This window comes from Stenotrophomonas sp. 220_Sma (assembly GCF_056487375.1).
Genome location: NZ_CM151348.1, coordinates 2,854,733 through 2,872,854 on the forward strand (window position 1 = coordinate 2,854,733; position 18,122 = coordinate 2,872,854).

The 18,122-nt window shown below is 67.7% G+C and carries 14 protein-coding genes; 4 read left to right on the forward strand and 10 right to left on the reverse strand.

The window, feature by feature from the left end:
- The first annotated feature begins 143 nt into the window (after positions 1-143).
- Positions 144-2,462, forward strand: a complete 2,319-nt coding sequence (locus ACZLIB_RS13430; RefSeq protein ID WP_478467856.1) for a TonB-dependent receptor — start codon at positions 144-146, stop codon at positions 2,460-2,462.
- Between the two features lie 21 nt (positions 2,463-2,483).
- The gene (locus ACZLIB_RS13435; RefSeq protein WP_478467858.1) at positions 2,484-3,944 is read left to right on the forward strand and encodes an esterase-like activity of phytase family protein; all 1,461 of its coding nucleotides are present in this window, start codon (positions 2,484-2,486) and stop codon (positions 3,942-3,944) included.
- Positions 3,945-4,152: 208 nt separating this feature from the next.
- Here ACZLIB_RS13435 and ACZLIB_RS13440 read toward each other — a convergent pair whose 3' ends face one another.
- From ACZLIB_RS13440 to ACZLIB_RS13485, 10 genes are all read right to left on the reverse strand, one after another.
- The gene (locus tag ACZLIB_RS13440) at positions 4,153-4,599 is read right to left on the reverse strand and encodes an REP-associated tyrosine transposase (RefSeq protein WP_164080072.1); all 447 of its coding nucleotides are present in this window, start codon (positions 4,597-4,599) and stop codon (positions 4,153-4,155) included.
- 216 nt (positions 4,600-4,815) lie between these two features.
- Positions 4,816-5,574, reverse strand: coding sequence for a 2,3-dihydro-2,3-dihydroxybenzoate dehydrogenase (locus ACZLIB_RS13445; protein WP_478467860.1), 759 nt, complete (start codon positions 5,572-5,574; stop codon positions 4,816-4,818).
- A complete protein-coding gene (locus tag ACZLIB_RS13450) occupies positions 5,565-9,455 on the reverse strand; it encodes an amino acid adenylation domain-containing protein (RefSeq protein WP_478467861.1) in 3,891 nt (1,296 codons plus the stop codon). Before ACZLIB_RS13450 ends, ACZLIB_RS13445 begins: the two co-directional genes overlap by 10 nt.
- On the reverse strand, positions 9,452-9,709 hold the full coding sequence (locus ACZLIB_RS13455) for a phosphopantetheine-binding protein (protein ID WP_049401311.1): 258 nt from the start codon (positions 9,707-9,709) through the stop codon (positions 9,452-9,454). Before ACZLIB_RS13455 ends, ACZLIB_RS13450 begins: the two co-directional genes overlap by 4 nt.
- On the reverse strand, positions 9,709-10,341 hold the full coding sequence (locus ACZLIB_RS13460) for an isochorismatase family protein (RefSeq protein WP_032129987.1): 633 nt from the start codon (positions 10,339-10,341) through the stop codon (positions 9,709-9,711). The genes ACZLIB_RS13455 and ACZLIB_RS13460 overlap by 1 nt, the downstream gene beginning before the upstream one ends.
- Complete coding sequence (locus ACZLIB_RS13465; RefSeq protein WP_478467862.1) at positions 10,341-11,993, reverse strand: (2,3-dihydroxybenzoyl)adenylate synthase; 1,653 nt, start codon at positions 11,991-11,993, stop codon at positions 10,341-10,343. Before ACZLIB_RS13465 ends, ACZLIB_RS13460 begins: the two co-directional genes overlap by 1 nt.
- Positions 11,990-13,183: an isochorismate synthase gene (locus tag ACZLIB_RS13470; RefSeq protein WP_478467864.1), complete on the reverse strand. Its 1,194-nt coding sequence runs from the start codon at positions 13,181-13,183 to the stop codon at positions 11,990-11,992. The genes ACZLIB_RS13465 and ACZLIB_RS13470 overlap by 4 nt, the downstream gene beginning before the upstream one ends.
- A complete protein-coding gene (locus tag ACZLIB_RS13475; protein WP_478467866.1) occupies positions 13,180-14,376 on the reverse strand; it encodes an MFS transporter in 1,197 nt (398 codons plus the stop codon). The genes ACZLIB_RS13470 and ACZLIB_RS13475 overlap by 4 nt, the downstream gene beginning before the upstream one ends.
- Before the next feature lie 154 nt (positions 14,377-14,530).
- Positions 14,531-14,842: a DUF3817 domain-containing protein gene (locus tag ACZLIB_RS13480; protein WP_032129991.1), complete on the reverse strand. Its 312-nt coding sequence runs from the start codon at positions 14,840-14,842 to the stop codon at positions 14,531-14,533.
- A 125-nt stretch (positions 14,843-14,967) separates the two neighbouring features.
- Positions 14,968-15,903: a TIGR03571 family LLM class oxidoreductase gene (locus tag ACZLIB_RS13485; RefSeq protein ID WP_478467868.1), complete on the reverse strand. Its 936-nt coding sequence runs from the start codon at positions 15,901-15,903 to the stop codon at positions 14,968-14,970.
- Between the two features lie 66 nt (positions 15,904-15,969).
- Between ACZLIB_RS13485 and ACZLIB_RS13490 the strand changes: the two genes are divergently transcribed.
- Complete coding sequence (locus ACZLIB_RS13490) at positions 15,970-16,419, forward strand: GNAT family N-acetyltransferase (RefSeq protein ID WP_032129993.1); 450 nt, start codon at positions 15,970-15,972, stop codon at positions 16,417-16,419.
- Between the two features lie 119 nt (positions 16,420-16,538).
- Positions 16,539-18,059 carry a thioredoxin family protein gene (locus tag ACZLIB_RS13495; RefSeq protein WP_478467870.1) on the forward strand — a complete coding sequence of 507 codons (1,521 nt, stop codon included), beginning with the start codon at positions 16,539-16,541 and terminating at the stop codon, positions 18,057-18,059.
- Positions 18,060-18,122: the final 63 nt, after the last annotated feature.

The following is an 18,122-nucleotide window of genomic DNA, read 5'->3' on the forward strand; positions in this document are numbered from 1 at the left end:
CAGACAGTCATCTGTCTAGCGCACCATTTTCACGTTGATCCACGGCGCCTGCAGCGCCACCGGTCGCATCGCTTGTCTCCCCTTTTGAACTCCATGAGCTCCGCGCCCGTGCGGTGGCTCGTGCCTGCCTGAGTGTCCGTAACATGACGAAGACTTTGTTGGCCGCTGCGCTGTCGATCGCGCTCGCTCCCGCGGCCTGGGCGCAGGATGCTGCCCCGACCTCCACTGGCACGTCCGCCACCGATCTCGATGCGGTTTCGGTGATCGGCAGCGGTGAAGCGCGCCAGGTGCAGCGCATCACCCGCGAGAACCTCGACATCCTGCCGCCGGGCACCAGCCTGCAGAAGACGCTCAATCTACTGCCTGGCGTCAACGCGCAGTCGGCCGATGCGCTGGGCACCAACGAGCAGTCGATGACACTGAGCCTGCGCGGCTTCAACTCCACTCGTCTCGGTTACACGCTCGACGGCGTGCCGCTGGGCGACGGCGCGTACAACAACTACAACGGCCTGACCATCAACCGTGCGCTGATCAGCGAGAACATGGCCGGCGCGGAACTGGCGGTGGGCATCGGCAGCCTCGGTACGCCATCCACCAGCAACCTCGGCGGCACCATCTCGTATACCTCCGACCGCCCGGCCCAGGAACTCGGCGGCCGCGTGGTGCAGACCTTCGGCAGCGATGCCAACCGCCGCACCTTCGTGCGCGTGGACAGCGGCGAGTACAACGGCTTCTCCGGCTACGTTTCCGGCATGAATGCCGTCTCCGATCTGTGGAACGACCAGACCGCCTACAACAAATCCACCACCAAGCAGTTCAACGCCAAGGGCGTGTGGAACTTTGGCCGCGGCCAGATCACCGGTTTCGTCGATACCTCGCGCACCACCCAGGCCGACTACTTCTACCTGTCCAAGGACGAGATGTCGCGCGGCCTGGGCTGGGACTGGGGCGGCTACGCGCCGGACTGGAACAAGGCCGTGGCCAAGGCCTACTGCAACACCGCCAGCTTCAATGCGAAGAAGTGCGACAGCAGCGGCCCGGACAAGGATGCCGATGGTGCCTTCACCGCCGGGCAGATCCTGCGCGACGATAACCTGTACTACCTGGCCGGCGACTTCTTCCTGGCCGATGGCTTCAGCCTGCGCGCCCTGGCCTACCACCACGATGACCGCGGCGAAGGCCACAACTGGAACAGCGGCGCCTGGTCGAACAAAGGCACCGCACAGGAGATCCCGATCATCTTCCGCAACACCATCTACACCATCGACCGCGATGGCGGCACGCTGTCGTTCGACTGGGAGCTGGGCGCGCACCGCATCGAAGGCGGCGTCTGGTACGAGCGCAACACCAGCAGCGCCGAGCGCTACCAGACCGCCGTGGACGGCCCGCGTGACCTGAGTGGCATGAACACCCTGCCCTCCGATGTCGGCGTGTTTGCCCAACGCACGCGCTGGAAGACTCACCAGTTCTTCCTGAAGGACACCTGGCGCCTGCTCGATGACCGCCTGACTCTGGAGTTCGGCGCCAAGAGCCCGCACGCCACCTCCGATGCACAGGCACTGCCGGGCGATGCGAAGACGCCGATCTCGCCGACCTCCAACAACCAGTTCGCCACCGGTTCGCTGAAGGCCAGCAAGAACTTCCTGCCCAGCATCGGCGCCAACTTCCACCTGACCGAGCACCACGAAATCTTCGCCAGCTACGCCGAGAACATCGCCATGTTCCAGGGCGGCTTCAAGCTGGGCCCGCAGGCGGTCAGCCAGGCCACCTGGAATGCGCAGGGCAACCTGAAGCCGGAGGAGTCACGCTCGCTGGAAGCCGGCTACCGCTTCGTCACCGATACTCTGCAGGCCTCGATCGCGGCCTACAGCGTGCGCTTCGACAACCGCCTGCTGCAGTACAACCCCTGCGATTCGCGGCAACCGGTCGGCCCGACCTGCGGCAACCGCTTCTACAACGTCGGCGGCGTCGACAGCCGCGGTGCCGAGCTGACCGTGCTGTGGACCCCGAACGAGCACTTCAGCTGGTACACCTCGGCCTCGCTGAACCGTTCGACCTACGCCTCCAACTACGTGCAGGCCGGTGTCGAGCAGCAGATCAAGGGCAGGATCCAGACTGATACGCCCAAGCAGCTGCTGGCCACCGAGATCACCTGGCGCGACAACGGCTGGTTCGCCAGCCTGCGTGGCAAGTACACCGGCGAGCGCTTCTACACCTACACCAACGACCAGGGCTTCGGCGGCTTCACCGTATTCGACCTGGCCGGCGGCTACGACTTCGGCCAGCTCCGCTTCGCCAAGGGCATGCGCCTGTCGTTCAACGTGACCAACCTGACCAACAAGCGCTACGCCAGCAACCTGGATTCGAGCGTGTTCGCGCCCAGCGACCCGGCCGGCAAGCTGTACGTGTTCCATGCCTCGGCACCGCGCCAGGTGTTCGGTACGATCGACCTTCGCTTCTGATCTTCCGCCCGGAGTCCACTGATGCTCACGACCGCCCTGCTGCTGGCCACCCTCTCCGCCAGCGGATACTCCGCTCCGCATGAGGCAACGGGTGCACCACCGCGCACCCTGCAGCTGGGCGGTCGTACCTATGTGGACAAGGGCCTGGTCGCTGCCGGACGGTTGCCCGCGGGCACGGTGGACTTCCTCGGCGATACGCTGGGCTCGTTTTCGTCGCTGGCGGTGCAGCCCGGCACCTGGAAGCGCACCGCCAGCGGCTACGAAGGCGTGCTCTGGACCCTGCCCGACCGCGGTCGTAATGATCCCGAGGCCGGCCTGTTCTACGACTACGCCGGTCGCGTGGAGCGCATGCAGCTGCGCATCGACGTTACCCCGGGCAAGCCCGGTGCGCTCGGCGCGCTGACGATGGTGCCCGACAAGGGCGTGGTACTGAAGGATTTCAAGGGGCAGCCGTTCACCGGTGCCGACCCGGGTGAGCACACGATCACCCAGTGCGAGGTGGTGCTGCCCTCACCGGCCAGCGGCGCAGGCGCGGGCAAGGTCTCGCTGGATGCGGAGTCGCTGCAGTTCACCGCCGATGGCCACTTCTACATCGGCGATGAGTACACCGCCAACGTCTACTACTTCGATGCACAGGGCCAGCTGCAGGGCGTGATCGTGGCGCCGCCGGCGATCCGTCCGCAGCGCGATGGCAAGCCCGCCTTCGGTTCACTGGCGCCACCGCAGACCGGCCGCCGCAACAACCAAGGCGTGGAAGGCATGGGCCTGTCACCCGACGGCAGCCGCCTGTTTGTCGCCCTGCAGAGTGCAACGCTGCAGGACAGCGCGCAGGGCAATGCGGCCGGACGCATCAACACCCGCGTGCTGGTCTACGACGTGACGGCCTCGCCGACGCCACAGCAACCGATCGGCCATTACGTGATGGCCCTGCCCGCCTATGCACACGACGGCAAGGGCAAGCTGGACCGCACCGCCGCGCAGAGCGAGCTGCGTGCGTTGGACGACCATCGCTTCCTGCTGCTGGCCCGCGATGGCAATGGCCTGGGCAAGGATGGCGACGACCCGATCGTCTTCAAGTCGGTGCTGCTGGTGGATGTGGCCGATGCCAGCAACCTGGCAGGAAGCAACTATGAGTCCGGTACGGCCTCGGTGCTGGCCGACCCGGCGGGCACCGTGTTGAAGGACGGCATCGTGCCCGCACGCAGCGACGAACTGCTGAACCTGCTCGACCGCCCCCAGCTGGCGCGTGCCGGCCTTGACCTGAACACCAAGCGCGGCCCGCATGCCGGGCTGCTCTCGGAAAAGTGGGAAGCCATGGACGTACTGCCAGCGCTGGACCCGCAGCATCCGAACGACGTGCTGTTGCTGATCGGCAACGACAACGACTTCATCGCCCGCCACTGCCGCATGCAGGGCCAATCCTGCGACAGCCCGTACGACAACGACAATCGCGTGCTGGTTTACCGCTTCACGCTACCCTGACTGCAACGGGTAGTGCCGGCCCCTGGCCGGCAACCGCCATGTTCGAACCCCTGGTAGTGCCGGCCGCTGGCCGGCATCACGACCAGACCGACCACGCATACGGATAATTGCCAATCTGCCCAGCAACACCGGCGCGTACCGGATTCCCAGGATGTACAGCGCCTGCTCAGCCCTCACCGCAACCGGTAGTGCCGGCCGCTGGCCGGCATCACGTCCAGGCCGACCACGCATGCGGGTACTCGCCGATCTGCTCGGCAAGACCGGCGCGTACCGGATTCCCCAGGATGTACAGCGCCTGCCGCGCCAGCGACTCCTCGGCCCTCACGGCGTGGTCGAAGTAGCCAGGCTGCCACACCGTACTTCGACGACCCGCCAGGCGATTCAGGGCAAGCGCGCTCGACGACTTCATTCGGCGCGCAATGCCTGGAAGATGAGCTGCACGCAGCTCGAACATCCAGTGGACATGATCCGGCATGACGACCCATGCGAGTGACTGTACGAGCCCGCGCTGTTCGATGTAATGAAGCTGGTCGATTACACATGCCACTGCAGCTTCGCTTTCAAAGAGCCGGCGGCGCTGATGTGTGGTCGTTGTCAGAATGTAGACCTGACCGACAATGGAACGTCGGCCCAGGCGGAGGCGGTGGCTGCTCATGCCCCATGGTGGAGCGATCATTGCGCGTTGAACGTCAGGCCATGCCTCGAGGGGTGTTCGGAGTTGTCTGAAGTTGAATGAGGTTGCCGGCCAGCGGCCGGCACTACCGGAGACTATCGGCTGCCGGCCAGCGGCCGGCACTACCGGGAACTATGGGTTGCCGGCCAGCGGCCGGCACTACCGGGGCCATGGATTGCCGGCGGGTATCGACAGGACTCAGCCGCGCAGGGTGGCGCCGCCGTCCACGTACAGGTCGCTCATCGCCACGTGCCCGGCCTGCTCGGAGAGCAGGAACATCACCGAGTGCGCGATGTCTTCCGGGGTGGCCAGCTTGCGCATCGGGATGCCGGCCTTGTACGTCTCCAGGTTGCCGGCGATCACCCGCTCGGCCCCGTGCTCGTCCTGCCACATGCCGGTCTGCATCGGGGTCAGCGTTGAACCCGGGGCGACGATATTGCAGCGGATGCCCAGCGGCGCCAGCTCCAGCCCGAGGCAGCGGGTGAACATCGTGGCGGCGGCCTTGGACGCGGCATAGGCGGCCATGCCGTGCCGCGGCACGCCGGCGGCATTCGAACTGACGGTGACGATCGCGCCCTGGCCTCGCGGTGACATCACCCGCGCCAGCGCACGGCCAACATGGAACACACCATCGGCATTGACTGCGAACACCCGGCGCCAATCGGCATCGGTAGTCCCGGTCACCTCGCCCACGTGCAGGACCCCGGCCACGCTTGCGGCGAGACCGATCGGCCCAATGCTGGCTTCCACACGATCCACCAGTGCGTCCACCGCTACGCTGTCGGTCACATCGAGCGCAAGCGCCTGCACACGTGCATCCACTACCACGGGCGCCTCACGGTCGGTTGCCACGACCGTGCAGCCGGCCTCGGCCAACAGCCGTACCAGGGCCTCGCCGATGCCACCGGCGGCGCCGGTCACCAGTGCCACGCGACCTTCAAAGCCGGTCAACTGCATGTTGCGATCTCCTGTTGCTCATCCCAGTGGCGCAGGCGCGCCGACAACCACGGTGCCAGCTGCGCCACCGCATCGCGTCCGGTCAGCTCGGCATGCAGGAACGGCAGTTCCAGCGCCTGCACCCTGCGCGCGTGCGTGCGCCACAACGCCGACTGCAGCTGCGGCCGCGCCTGATGATCCCGGCCAGCGCGCACGTGCACCAGCGTGCCGTCGAACGGTTGGTGGATGTGTTCGCGAATCAACCGGTTGGTGCCGGTCACCGCACGCACCACGCCATCGAGCACTACATCCGGCAGGCTACCGAGCGCACTACCGCCACGGCGCAGGAAACCAAGAATGCGTTCACGGCTGTCCAGCTCCGGATGCGCCTCCGGGTCATGGCCTGCAATCGCCAGCAGCGCACGCAATGCGGCGATGGCATCGGGTTCCGGCTCAGCCCGCCAGCATTCGCTGGGGTAGGCGTCGAGCAGCACCAGTTCACCGACTTCACGCCCGATTTCATGCAGACGCACCGCCATCGCCTGGGCCAGGATGCCGCCCACCGACCAGCCCAGCAGATGCACCGGTCCCTTCGGTTGCAGCGTGACCACCCGCTGCACATAGTCATTGGCCATGGCTTCGATGCTGGACGGCAACGGTTGCTTCGGATCCAGCGCGGGCGACTGCAGGCCATATACCGGGCGTGCCGGCTGCAAGGCGCGCGCCAGCGTCCGGTAGTTCCAGGCGATGCCACCGGCCGGGTGCAGCACGAACAACGGAGTGGGCCCGTCAGCATCAGTGGCAGCCAACGAGATCACCGGCCCCAACGCGTGGTCGGCCAGCGCCGGCGGTTCGCCAATGCGCGTCGCCAATGCGGCCACGGTCGGCTGCGCGAACAAGGCACCGAGGCCGAGGTCACAGCGCCAGCGTTGTTCGATCGCCAGCAGCAGGTGCACCGCGGACAGCGAGTCGCCGCCGAGGCTGAAGAAGTCCGCATCCACTGCCACCGCTGCCTCGCGGCCCAGCGCCTGTGCGAACAGCATTGCCAGTTCCTGTTCCAGCGGCGTGCGCGGCAACAGTCCACCCGCTTCCTGCTGCGGTGGTTTCGGCAGCGCGTTGCGGTCCAGCTTACCGTTGGCGGTCACCGGCCAGTACTCCACGCCGACAAAGGCCGACGGCACCATGTAGTCCGGCACCCGCGTGGCCAGATGGCTGCGCAGCGTCGCCGCATCGGCAAGTGCCGAAGGCACGTAGGCCACCAGCCTGGCGTCACCGGGAGCGTCCTGGCGCAGCAGCACCTCCACCCGATCCATGCCCGGCAGCTCGCGCAATGCCGCTTCAATTTCACCGAGCTCGATGCGCAGGCCGCGCAGCTTTACCTGATGGTCGCTGCGGCCCAGGTATTCGACTGCGCCGTCGCTGCGCCAGCGCGCCACGTCGCCGGTGCGGTAGATGCGCTCCCCTGGCAGGAAGGGATCGGCCAGGAAGCGCTCGGCGGTCAAATCATCGCGACCGAGGTAGCCACGCGCCAGCTGCACGCCGCCCAGATACAGATCGCCCGGCACACCCACCGGCAGCGGCTGCATCCGCGCGTCAAGCACGTACAGGCGTGTGTTCCAGACCGGGAAGCCGATCGGTACCGGCCGTGAGCGGTCCTGCGCAGAGGCCGGCCAGTAGCTCACGTCCACGGCCGCTTCGGTCGGGCCATACAGGTTGTGCAGTTCGGCCTGCATGCGCCCATGGAAACGATCACGCAGCGATGCGTCCAGCGCCTCGCCACTGGTGAACACGCGGCGCAGCTGCAGGCCTTCGGAGGCAGGCGCGGCAAGGAACGCGTCGAGCATCGACGGCACGAAATGTGCGGTGGTGATGGCATGCGCACGGATCAGCCGCGCCAGCTCGGTCGGATCGCGATGCGCGTCCGGGCCCGCCACCACCAGCGTCGCGCCGCACAGCAGCGGCAGGAAGAACTCCCAGACCGAAACATCGAACGTGGCCGGGGTTTTCTGCAGAACACGGTCATCGGCACGGATGCCGTAGTGCTCGCGCATCCACAGCAGGCGGTTGACGATGGCGCGGTGCTCGATGACGACGCCCTTCGGCTCGCCGGTCGAACCGGAGGTATAGATCACATAGGCTGCATCGCTGGGCGCCGGATCGGCCCACGGTGCTGCGAAACTCAGCGCGGTCCATTGATCGGGGGCAAGCACCGGCACGCCGTCCGTGCGCGCCGATACCTCTGCCGCAGCCAGTACGCACGCCGGCTGCGCCGAGGCGAGAATACGCGCGAGGCGCTCATCGGGATGGGCAAGGTCCAGCGGCAGGTAGGCGGCACCCGCACGCAGCACCGCCACCAGCGCGATCACCAGTTCCAGCGAGCGCGGCAATGCCACCGCCACCACACTGCCCGGACCGACCGCCATCGCGCGCAGTTGTGCCGCCAGCGCGAAACTCCGCGCTTCCAGCGTTGCGTAGTCCAGCGTAGTGTCGCCGAACACCAGCGCAGGCGCGTGCGGACCACGGTCCATGCCCTGCTGCAGCAGTTCAACCAACGTAGTCTGTGGCAGCGCATGCGCGGTGGCATTGAAGCCATGCACCACCTGCTGCGCTTCTGCGACGGTGGCCAGCGGCACCGCCGCGATGTCTCCGGCCTCCAGCGCCGCCGATACGAAATGCAGCAACCGGGTCGCGTGCGCCTCGACATCCTCCCGACTGTACAACGCGGGATTGGCTTCGATCTCCAGATCCAGCAGGTGCTGGCCGTCGCCACGGAAGCCCAGCGTCAGATCATCCACCGGCCCGGTGCACAGCACCTCCAGCGTCGCCCGCACGCCGTTCAGTGCCAGTGGCTTGTAGAACGGCTGCACATTCACCAGCGGACCGTGCAGGCGCTGCTGCGCGCCCACCAGGCCCAGGTCGCGGCGCAACTGCTCGCCACGGTAGCGGCCGTGCTTGCGGCCCTGGCTGAGCTGCCGGCCCAATGCCCGGGTAAACGCCTCGACACTGCCCTCGCCGGCCGCCACCCGCAGCGGCAGCACATTCATCACCATCGCCGGCACCCGCGCCGATGCGTTGCCAAGCCGCCCCATGTAGGGCACCCCCAGCACCACTTCACCGGCGGCGCTCATCCGCCGCAGGTACTCGGCCGACAACGCGGCCAGCACATCCGGCCAGGGCTGCAGCCAACGCACCGATGCCTGCAGCAGCTGCTCACGGAATGCAGCATCGAGCGGCTGCACCCAGCGCAGCGCGTCGTCACTGGCCGCGAGCGTACCGGCCAGGCCCGCGCCCGCCGGCGCGCCCTGCATCTGCTCGCGCCACCACTGCCCGGCCTGCGTGCGACGCGGGTCGGCACGATAGGCGGCATCGTCGGCCAGCACGCCCGCCAGTCCCGGCAGTGCCTCACCCGCACGACCGGCATACAAGGCGCATACGCGATCAGTGAACAGCGCCATGCCATAGCCATCGGCTGCAAGGTGATGCACACGCAGATACCAGACCCAGCGCTGCCCACCCAGATCGAACAACACCTGCTGGCTTATGCGGTCGCGGGTCGGATCGACCGCGCTGAGCCGGTCGGCCTGCATCAGGGCACGCGCCGCCGATGCCGGGTCGGTATCGCCGGATAGATCGCGCACCGGCAGCAGCGGCACGTGCGACGGGTCATGCCACTGCAGCGGCTGGCCGTCGGCCCCCTCGGCAAAGCGCAGTGCGAAGGCCTGGGCTTCGCCCGCTGCCTGGTCTGCCGCGGCGACGAACGCGGCCACGTCCAGCGCACCCTCGATCCACACCGCATGCGCGGTATTGAACGACGGATTGTCCGGTGCCAGCCGCTGCGCGAACCACAGTCCGGCCTGGGCCTCGGTCAGTGCCACCGGCGTGGCCAGCACAGCGACGTTCATGCGTTCTGCGCGGCCTGCAGTTTCTGCACCACACCCCACCACTGACGCAGCGTGGTGTGTTCGGCCAACTGCGAGAACTCCAGCGGCAACCCGGTGTTGCCCCAGGCCAGGACCAGGCCGAGCATGCGCATCGAGTCCAGGTCCAGGTCGATCAGGTTGTCGTCGTCACCGATCTCGGCCGGCGTGCACTCCAGCACGCGCGCAACGTCGGTACGCATCCGCTCCAGATCCAGCGCATCACCCGTGGCAGCCATCACAGCACCTCCAGCAACTGATCGGTGGTCATCGGCACGCCACAGGTGCGTGCGATCCAGTGCAGCGCCTGATCGTGATCGGCACGCGAAAAGTCCGCCACCGCATCGGCGGCGATGAAGGCCTCGATGTCACGCTGGAACGCCTCCACCACGGTCGCGGTGCAGCCGATATGCGCGTACACACCGGTCACCAGCAGCTGGTCGCGGCCACGCACCCGCATCAGCGTCTCCAGGTTGCTGCGCTGGAACGCGCTGTAGCGGTGCTTCACCAGCACGTGCTCACCCGGCTGTGGTGCCAGCGCCTCGATGATCGGTTCATGGTCGGCGCTGCGGCGCATTCCGGGCCCCCACAGATCGGCCTGCAGGCCACGGTCACGGCGATCCTGGTCGCCATGCTGGGCGGTGTAGAACACGGGAATGCCGTGCGCGCGGCAATGCGCCAGCAGGCGCACGATATTGTCCACCGCCGGCCGCAGCGGCGTACTACCGGCGTCGAATGCCGCCAGGAAGTAGCGCTGCATGTCATGCACCAGCAGCGCAATACGATCACGCTGCGGGCGCCACGGGCCACGGGCCTGCGGCAGTTCGGCGGCGGTCGGCAAGGGGTAATCGGTGATACGGGGCAGCGCCATCAGCGCGTTCCTCCTGTCTGTTGCAGATGACGCGCACGCAGCTGCGCACGCAGTTCGCGGCGGCTGATCTTGCCGACCGCAGTGGTATCGAAACTGTCGACGAACACGACCTGGTCCGGCACCTTGAACGCCGCCAGGCCGCGCGTACGCATCCAGGCTTTCAGTGCCGGCGCCTTGATCGGCTCCCCCTGCTGGATCACGAACGCGCAGCTGCGCTCACCGAGATACTCGTCGGGAATGGAGACCACGGCGGCGTCGAACACGCCGGGGTGGGCCAGCAGGTGATCTTCAATCTCCTCGGCGGAGATCTTCTCGCCCGCGCGGTTGATGTGGTCACCGGCACGGCCCTGCACCACCAGATAGCCGCCGGGCAACTGCTGCACGCGGTCACCGGTGCGGTAGAACCCATCGTCGGTGAACGAGCGCGCGTTGGCCACCGCATCGTTGTGATAGCCACGGATGGTGTACGGGCCGCGGGTCAGCAGATGGCCCACTTCGCCTTCGGCCACCGGCTGGTCGTGGTCATCGACCACGCGCACTTCGTCGTCCGGACTGATCGGACGGCCCTGGCAGGCCACGATCAATTCCTCCGGATCATCCAGGCGGGTGTAGTTGACCAGGCCTTCGGCCATGCCGAACACCTGCTGCAGGGTACAGCCCAGGCCGTCAATCACTCGCCGTGCGGCTTCCGGTACCAGTTTGGCGCCGCCTACCTGCAGTACCTGCAGGCTGGACAGATCGTGCGGAGTGGTTGCCGCCGCCTGCGCCCACAGCAGCGCCAGCGGCGGCACCAGTCCGCAGCAGGTCACCTGTTCGCGGGCGATCAGCGGGAAGGCCGCATCCGGGCCGGGACCGGGGCTGAGCACCACGCGGGCGCCGGCATACAGCGCACCGAAGAAGCCGGGCGAACTCATCGGGAAGTTGTGCGCGGCCGGCAGCGCGACCAGGTAGACGCTGTCGCGGTCGATGCCGCAGAGGTCATTGCTGGCGCGGAACGAATAGATGTAGTCGTCGTGCGTGCGCGGGATCAGCTTGGACAGGCCGGTGCTGCCACCGGAGATCTGCAGGAACGCCACCGACTGCGGATCCGGGTCGGCCGGCAGCTCGCTGCGATCGCCCTGCAGCGCCTCCAGCGCGGTGAACTCCGCCGCATCGCCGTCGATGACCACGTGGCGCAGTGCCGGCACCTCGGCCTGCAGCGCCCGCGCCAGCCCGCGATGATCGAAGCCATCGTGCAGGTCGGCAGTGATGTAGGCACTGGCCTCGGCCTTGTTGGCGAAGTGCACCAGCTCGGTGATGCGATGCGCCGGCAACGCGTATACCGGCACCAGACCCGCACGGAACAGCCCGCATATGGTGGTGATGAAGCCGGCGGTATTGCCCAGCTGCACCAGCACCCGCTCACCCGGCTGCAGGCCGAGTGCCAGCAGTCCGGCACCGATGCGGCCGGCTTCGTGCCACAGCTGCGCGTAGCTCAGGCGGACGTCACCGGCAACCACCGCGATGTCATCCGCATAGCGTTCCGCGCGCTCGCGCAGGAACGCCGGGAAGGTCTCGCCGCGCCAGTGACCGGCCTCGCGATAGCGCGCCATCAGTTCATCAGGCCACACCTGCTGCAGTGGCAGGCGGGAGGGATCAATGGAGGTAGTCATGCGGCAGGCTCGATGGCGGGCGCGGATTCATGGACACCCAGCGCGTTCAACAGGGCAGCGAACTTCGCCGCGGTTTCGGCCACCTCGGCCTCGGGTTCCGAGTCGGCGACGATGCCGGCACCGGCATACAGGCGCAGCTGCGTGCCCTGCAGGCGTGCGCAGCGGATCGCCACGTACCAGTCGCCGTCACCCTGCGCATCCAGCCAGCCCACGGCGCCGGCGTAGAAGCCGCGCGGCACCGGTTCCAGTTCGCGGATGCGCTGCAGTGCCGCCAGCCGCGGCGTACCGCAGACCGCCGGCGTGGGGTGCAGCTGTGCCAGCAGTTCGGCGGCAGACGTCTGCGGATCCTTCAGGGTGGCATGGATGCGGGTGCCCAGGTGCCACATGCTGGCGGTGGCATGCAGCACCGGCCGTGGCTGTGCATCGATGTGGCTGCAGTACGGTGCCAGGCCCTCGACGATGGCGTCCACCACATGGCGATGCTCGTCATGGTCCTTGGTCGAGGCCAGCAGCGCCTGCGCGGCACGCTCGTCCTCGGCAGCATCGGCGCTGCGGCGTGCTGAACCGGCGAGTGGATGCGACAGCAGTTCGGCACCGCGCTTGCGCAGCAGCAGTTCCGGGGTTGCCCCCACCAGCCACGCCGGCGCCTGGCCCAGCTCCACCGGCAACGGCACCGCGTAGGTCGCCACCGACGGATCCGCGCCCAGGCGCGCCAGCAGCACGTCCGGCGACAGCGCCTGGCGGGTGCGTGCCAACAGGCTGCGCGCCAGCACCACCTTGTGCAGGTTCTGCTCGGGCGCACGCAGGACCTGCACCGCCGCGGCAACCGCTGACGCATAGTCCTGCGGCACAGGCTCGGCCCGCAGGGCGCCGTCCAGCGGCGGTGCGGCCTGCGGTTGCAGTGCCAGCGCAGGCAACAGGCGCTCGGGCTGGTACAACGCATCGTCCGCACGCGGTTCGAACGGCACCGCGCCAACCAACAGGCCCGGACCACCGCGCTGCTGGGCAAAGAACTCCGAAACGCGCTCTGCCAGCGTCGCCAGTGCACCGACCGGCAGCGCGGCGCGGCACCCGCGTGCGTGCACGTGCTGGCCCGCATGCTGCAGCAGGAACAGCGACGCGTCGTCGGTGCTTTCCAGCGCAGCCGGCGCAGCCTCCGGCCACGCGCCCTGCATCAGGGAATCGTTCATGGGGTCTCCTTCATCCGATGCGCTGCGGCCAGCGCGCACAGCAACAGCAGCAGCGCGCCGACCAGCAGGTAAGGCAGGCTTGGCCCGCCGCGATACAACAGCGTGCCGAGCATCGGCCCGGCCACCATGCCCAGCCCCTGCGCGGCCGCCACCGTGCCGGCCGCGGCGCCCTGCTCGTGCGCCTCCACCGCATCGGCGGCCAGCGCCTGGAACGAGGGGAATACGAAACCCATGCCGAACGCGGCCAGCGCGTACGCCGCCGGCAACTGCCAGGCCTGCTGCACGCCCGCCACCGAAGCGAAGCCGATGCCGGAAATGAGCGCGCCGAGGACGATCCAGCGGCGTGGATGTACCTCCAGCTTCATCACCAGCGCCTGCGCCAGGATCAGGCCGACGCCAACCGCTGTGAGTGCAATGCCGGCCATGCGCGCGCCCGCCGCTGCATCCAGGCCGAGGCGGTCGATTGCGAAGAAGCCGACCGTGACCTGCGCGATGGTCACCGAGATCATGGCGATGAACGCCGCCAGCTGTGGCAGGCGCAGACGCGGGTCGAGACGGCTCATCGGCTGGCGGCGTTGCGCAGCAGCGCTCTCCACCGGCGGTGTGGCCGGCAACCGCCACGCCAGCAATGCCAGTGCCAGCACCGGCAGCAACGCGGCCACATACAGCGCCAGCGACAGATTCGTATAGGCCAGCCAGCCAGCGGCGGCCGGGCCAAGCACCATCCCCAGTGCGTTGGCGCTGCCCAGCCGGGCGAGGAATTTCGCACGCTGCCCGGTCGGTGCCTTGTCAGCGATCAGCGCGGCAGCGGTAGGAGGCACCGCGGCGTAGAACAGGCCGATCAGGCCACGCGCACCGACCAGCACCAGCACCGATACCAACACAGGCGGCACCGCCTGCAGGGCCACGTCGATGAACACCGCCAGCGCGATGTAGACCACGGTGTAGGCACTCATCGCCAGCATCAGCACGCGCTTGCGGCCGATGCGGTCGCTGAGCTGGCCCCACGGGCGCGCGGCCAGCATCCACAACACACCGGCGGCGGTGACCGACAGGCCGGCATGCCACTCGGACAAACCGAGCATGCGGACCACCGGGCCGATCACGGCGACGAAGGACATCATCGCCATGGTGCCGATCAGGGCAGCCAACACCAGCGCCGGCAAGCCGGGAACGACGGGACGTGCGTGCATGAAACACCAGCCGTAACAGGAAAGGATGGCCGGGCGCGTCTGTACGCCCCCGCCCGGCATCAGTCCTGCTCAGGGCCCGATGCCATCCTTAAATGATAACGGCTCGTATTTGCATTTGATACCCATTCTCTTGAATGGGCATGCAACAGTGGGTTCAGCGCATTGCACGCAGGCCCAGCAGGCCACGGCGCTTGAACCACCACTCCAGCGGCAGCGTCACCAGCGGCGGGATCGCCGCCAGCAGGGCCAGGGCACTGGCCCACCACGGCCAACGCAGGCGTACTGCCGCGAACAGCGTCACCGCCACATAGACCAGGAACGCCACGCCGTGCAGGGGTCCGAACAACTTCACCAGCGCCACGTTGGCCATCGGGCCGTATTTCATCCACATGCCGATGAGCAGGCCGGCCCAGGTCACGGCCTCGATGAAAGCGACCGCCGCGAACAGGCGTCCAGTTGGGTGCATGGGGGAACGTTGGGTCACGCGGAGCTCCGGCATCGGGATATCAAATGCGAATGATACGCAGATGCGAACCCCATGTAGAGTCGAGCCGTGCTCGACTGCTGGAACGTGTCCACCAAGGTGGACACCTACCGGAGCACATCCGGCAGAACCTGCTCGCCGATCTCGCGCAGCACCGCGTCCATCGGCCGTCCATTGTCGACCAGATTGAACATCACGTGCGCCACACCCTGCGCATGCACGCGCAGCAGGTAGTCACGCAGGCCATCGCGGCCGACCTTCAGGCCCAGCGGCAGCGGCTCGGATGGCGCCTGCGGATCCGCCTGCAGGTCCAGCAGCATCGACTGCACGAACGGCTTGCCCGGCCCGCCGCGCTGCACCAGCGCCTGCTGCCACAGGCCGATGCGTCCTTCCTGCGCAACCTCCTCGCGGTGATAGGTTGCCCAGCCTTCGCTTTCACGCGCGATCCATTGCAGGCTCTGCCGCGCAGTACCCACCACCAGCATCGGAATCCGCGTTGCCGGCGCCGGCAGCACGTCGAAACCACCGGTCGCCTGCAGTACGGCGGTCCGTTCATCGGCCTCTGGTGACAACGCTGCGCGCAACAACGTCCAGCGCTCACGGAACGCCGCCGCCCTGCCCTCCAGATCCTCACCGAACGCGGCAAATTCTTCCGGGCGGTCACCCGAACCCAGGCCCAGCACGAAGCGCCCGCCACTGATCCGGTCCAGGCTCAAGGCCGACTTCGCCACCTGCAGCGGCTGGCGCAATGGCAGCACGATGGCTGCGCTGCCGACCACGATGCGCTCAGTCGCGGCAGCCAGCATGCCCAGCCACAGGAACGGGTCATCCAGCGCACTCGCTGTTGCATCCGGGCCCTGCGGCACCATCAACGGTACATCGCGGGTCCAAAGCGCGGCGAAGCCAAGATCATCGGCCAGCCGTGCGATCCGCCTGGCTTCATGCGGATCGGCCAGCCCATGTGCGGCGACAGGCGTCATCAGGCCCAGGCTCAGTCCTTGTTGAGGAAACAACGAAGCATGGGCGGGATTGAATTCACTCATGACGCCAGCTTAGCCTGCAGGTCTGCGGCAACGATGATGCGCCGCCCACCACAGGAAGAACACTGCATGCCAAGGATCCGCCCTGCCCACGTCGATGACCTGCCTGCGATCAGCGCGGTGTGCCTGGCCGCGTTCAACCAGGCAGTGGCGCCGTCTCTCAGCGCGGCCGGCATAGCCACCTTCGGCAGTGTCGCAGCAGCCGACGCATTTGGTGCGCGCCTGCAGGGTGACAACCACATCCTGGTGGCCGAACAGGATGCGCGCGTGGTCGGCGTGGTCGAACTGAAGGAGGGCCGGCACCTGGCAATGCTGTTCGTCGATCCCGCCTGCCAGGGCCAGGGCATCGGCCATGCCTTGTTCGAAGCCGTGCTGCCGCAGGTACGCGAGCCGGTACTGACAGTGCGCGCCTCGCTCAACGCAGTGCCTACCTACCTGCGCTATGGCTTTTTGCTGGATGGCGAGGTCGGCGAGTTCAACGGGCTGGTGTACCAGCAGATGGTGCGGGCAGCGGCCTGAAGGCATCCGCCCGGCAATGCCCGGTGGGCGTCATGCCCTGCGGCACGCCTGTCATAAGCAAACTGAATCAGCAGGCTCCCCGGCGGTTCCTACAATGGCCTGTCACCCTGCCCTTCGAGATGCTGCCGATGCGCGTCGCGCTTTCCGTGTTGCTGCTGGCTTCGGCGCTGAGCGCCTGCACCCCGGCCCCGGTATCCACCGCCAATTCCGCCGAGGCACCCGCGCCGGCATCCGCCATCGCCTGGCGCCAGGGCGATGTGGACGATGCCTTCGCCGAAGCCGCCGACAGCGGCAAGCCGGTGCTGCTGTACTGGGGCGCGGTCTGGTGCCCGCCGTGCAACCAGCTCAAGGCGGGCCTGTTCAAGGACCCGGCTTTCATCGCGCTGACCAGCAAATTCGTTCCTGTCTACCTGGATGGCGACGAGGAAGGTGCGCAGGCCTGGGGCGAACGCTTCGGCGTACGCGGCTATCCGACCCTGATCGTGCTGGACCCACAGCGCAACGAAATCACCCGCGTGGCCGGTGGCAATGACGCCGCCGAACTGACCCGGGCACTGACCGTCGCCGCTGGCCGCCGCAGTGCTGTTGCCGCCACCTTGGCCACCGCGCTGGCAACGCCGGACCGGCTGGCCGCCGAAGACTGGCAGGTGCTGGGCGACTATGGCTGGGAAGTGGACGCCAACCGCCTGGCCGGCGAGCGCAGGAGCCAGGATGTGCTGCGCCAGTTGTCCAAGGCGGCACCCGACGCCGCCCTGCAGCGCCGTTTCGCCCTGCTGGCTCTGGCTACAGCCGAAAAGCCCGATACCTCGCCCACCGAAGTGCGCGAGCTGCTGCAGGCCGTACTGGCACAACCGGCGGAAGTGCGCCGCAACCGTGAATTGCTCGGCTATGCAGGCGTGCAGCTGGTCAAGCAGGCCAGTGCCGGGCCGGCCACGTCCAACACCCTGGGCCAGCAATTGCTGGTCGCACTGGAGCGCGCCGATGCCGAGCGCGGTGATCGCGCCGACGACGCGTTGTCGCGTGCGCTGACCGAAGTATCGCTGGCCCGTCAGCAACAGCCCAAGGGCGCACTGCCCGCGGCGCTGGTCGAGCGGGTCAAGCAGCGCGTGGCCGCTGCCGATTCCGCCGCCACCGATGCGCATGCACGCCAGGCCACGATCAGCAGCGCGGTGTACGCATTGCGCGAGGTAGGTGACGACGCGGGTGCCGAGGCACTGTTGCTGGCCGAGCTGAAGCGCAGCGAGCAGCCGTACTACTACATGCCCGAGCTGGCCGAACTGGCCGAGCAGCGCGGCGACGCCGCCGGCGCGCTGGAGTGGTTGAAGCGCGCCTACGATGGTGCACAGGGCCCGGCCACCCGCGTGCAATGGGGCGTGCTGTACGTGGAAGGCCTGCTGAAGCTGGCGCCGGACGATGCACCACGCATCGAGCAGGCCACCGCCTCGCTGATCGCCGAACTGGAAGCGCAGCCGTCGGGCTACCACCAGCGCACCCGCCAGCGCTTCGAGCGACTTGCCGGGCAGTTGAAGGCGTGGAGCGGCAAGCACCAGGGTGCGGAGACGCTGGCACGGCTGCAGCAGCGGATGCAGCAGGCGTGCGGTGACCAGGTGGATGGCGCGTGCAAGGACTGGTTGAGTTGAGTTGATGAAAGCGCTGGCGGCGGGTTCGCCTGCCGGCGCTTTTGTTGATCCGTGTGTGAGGGG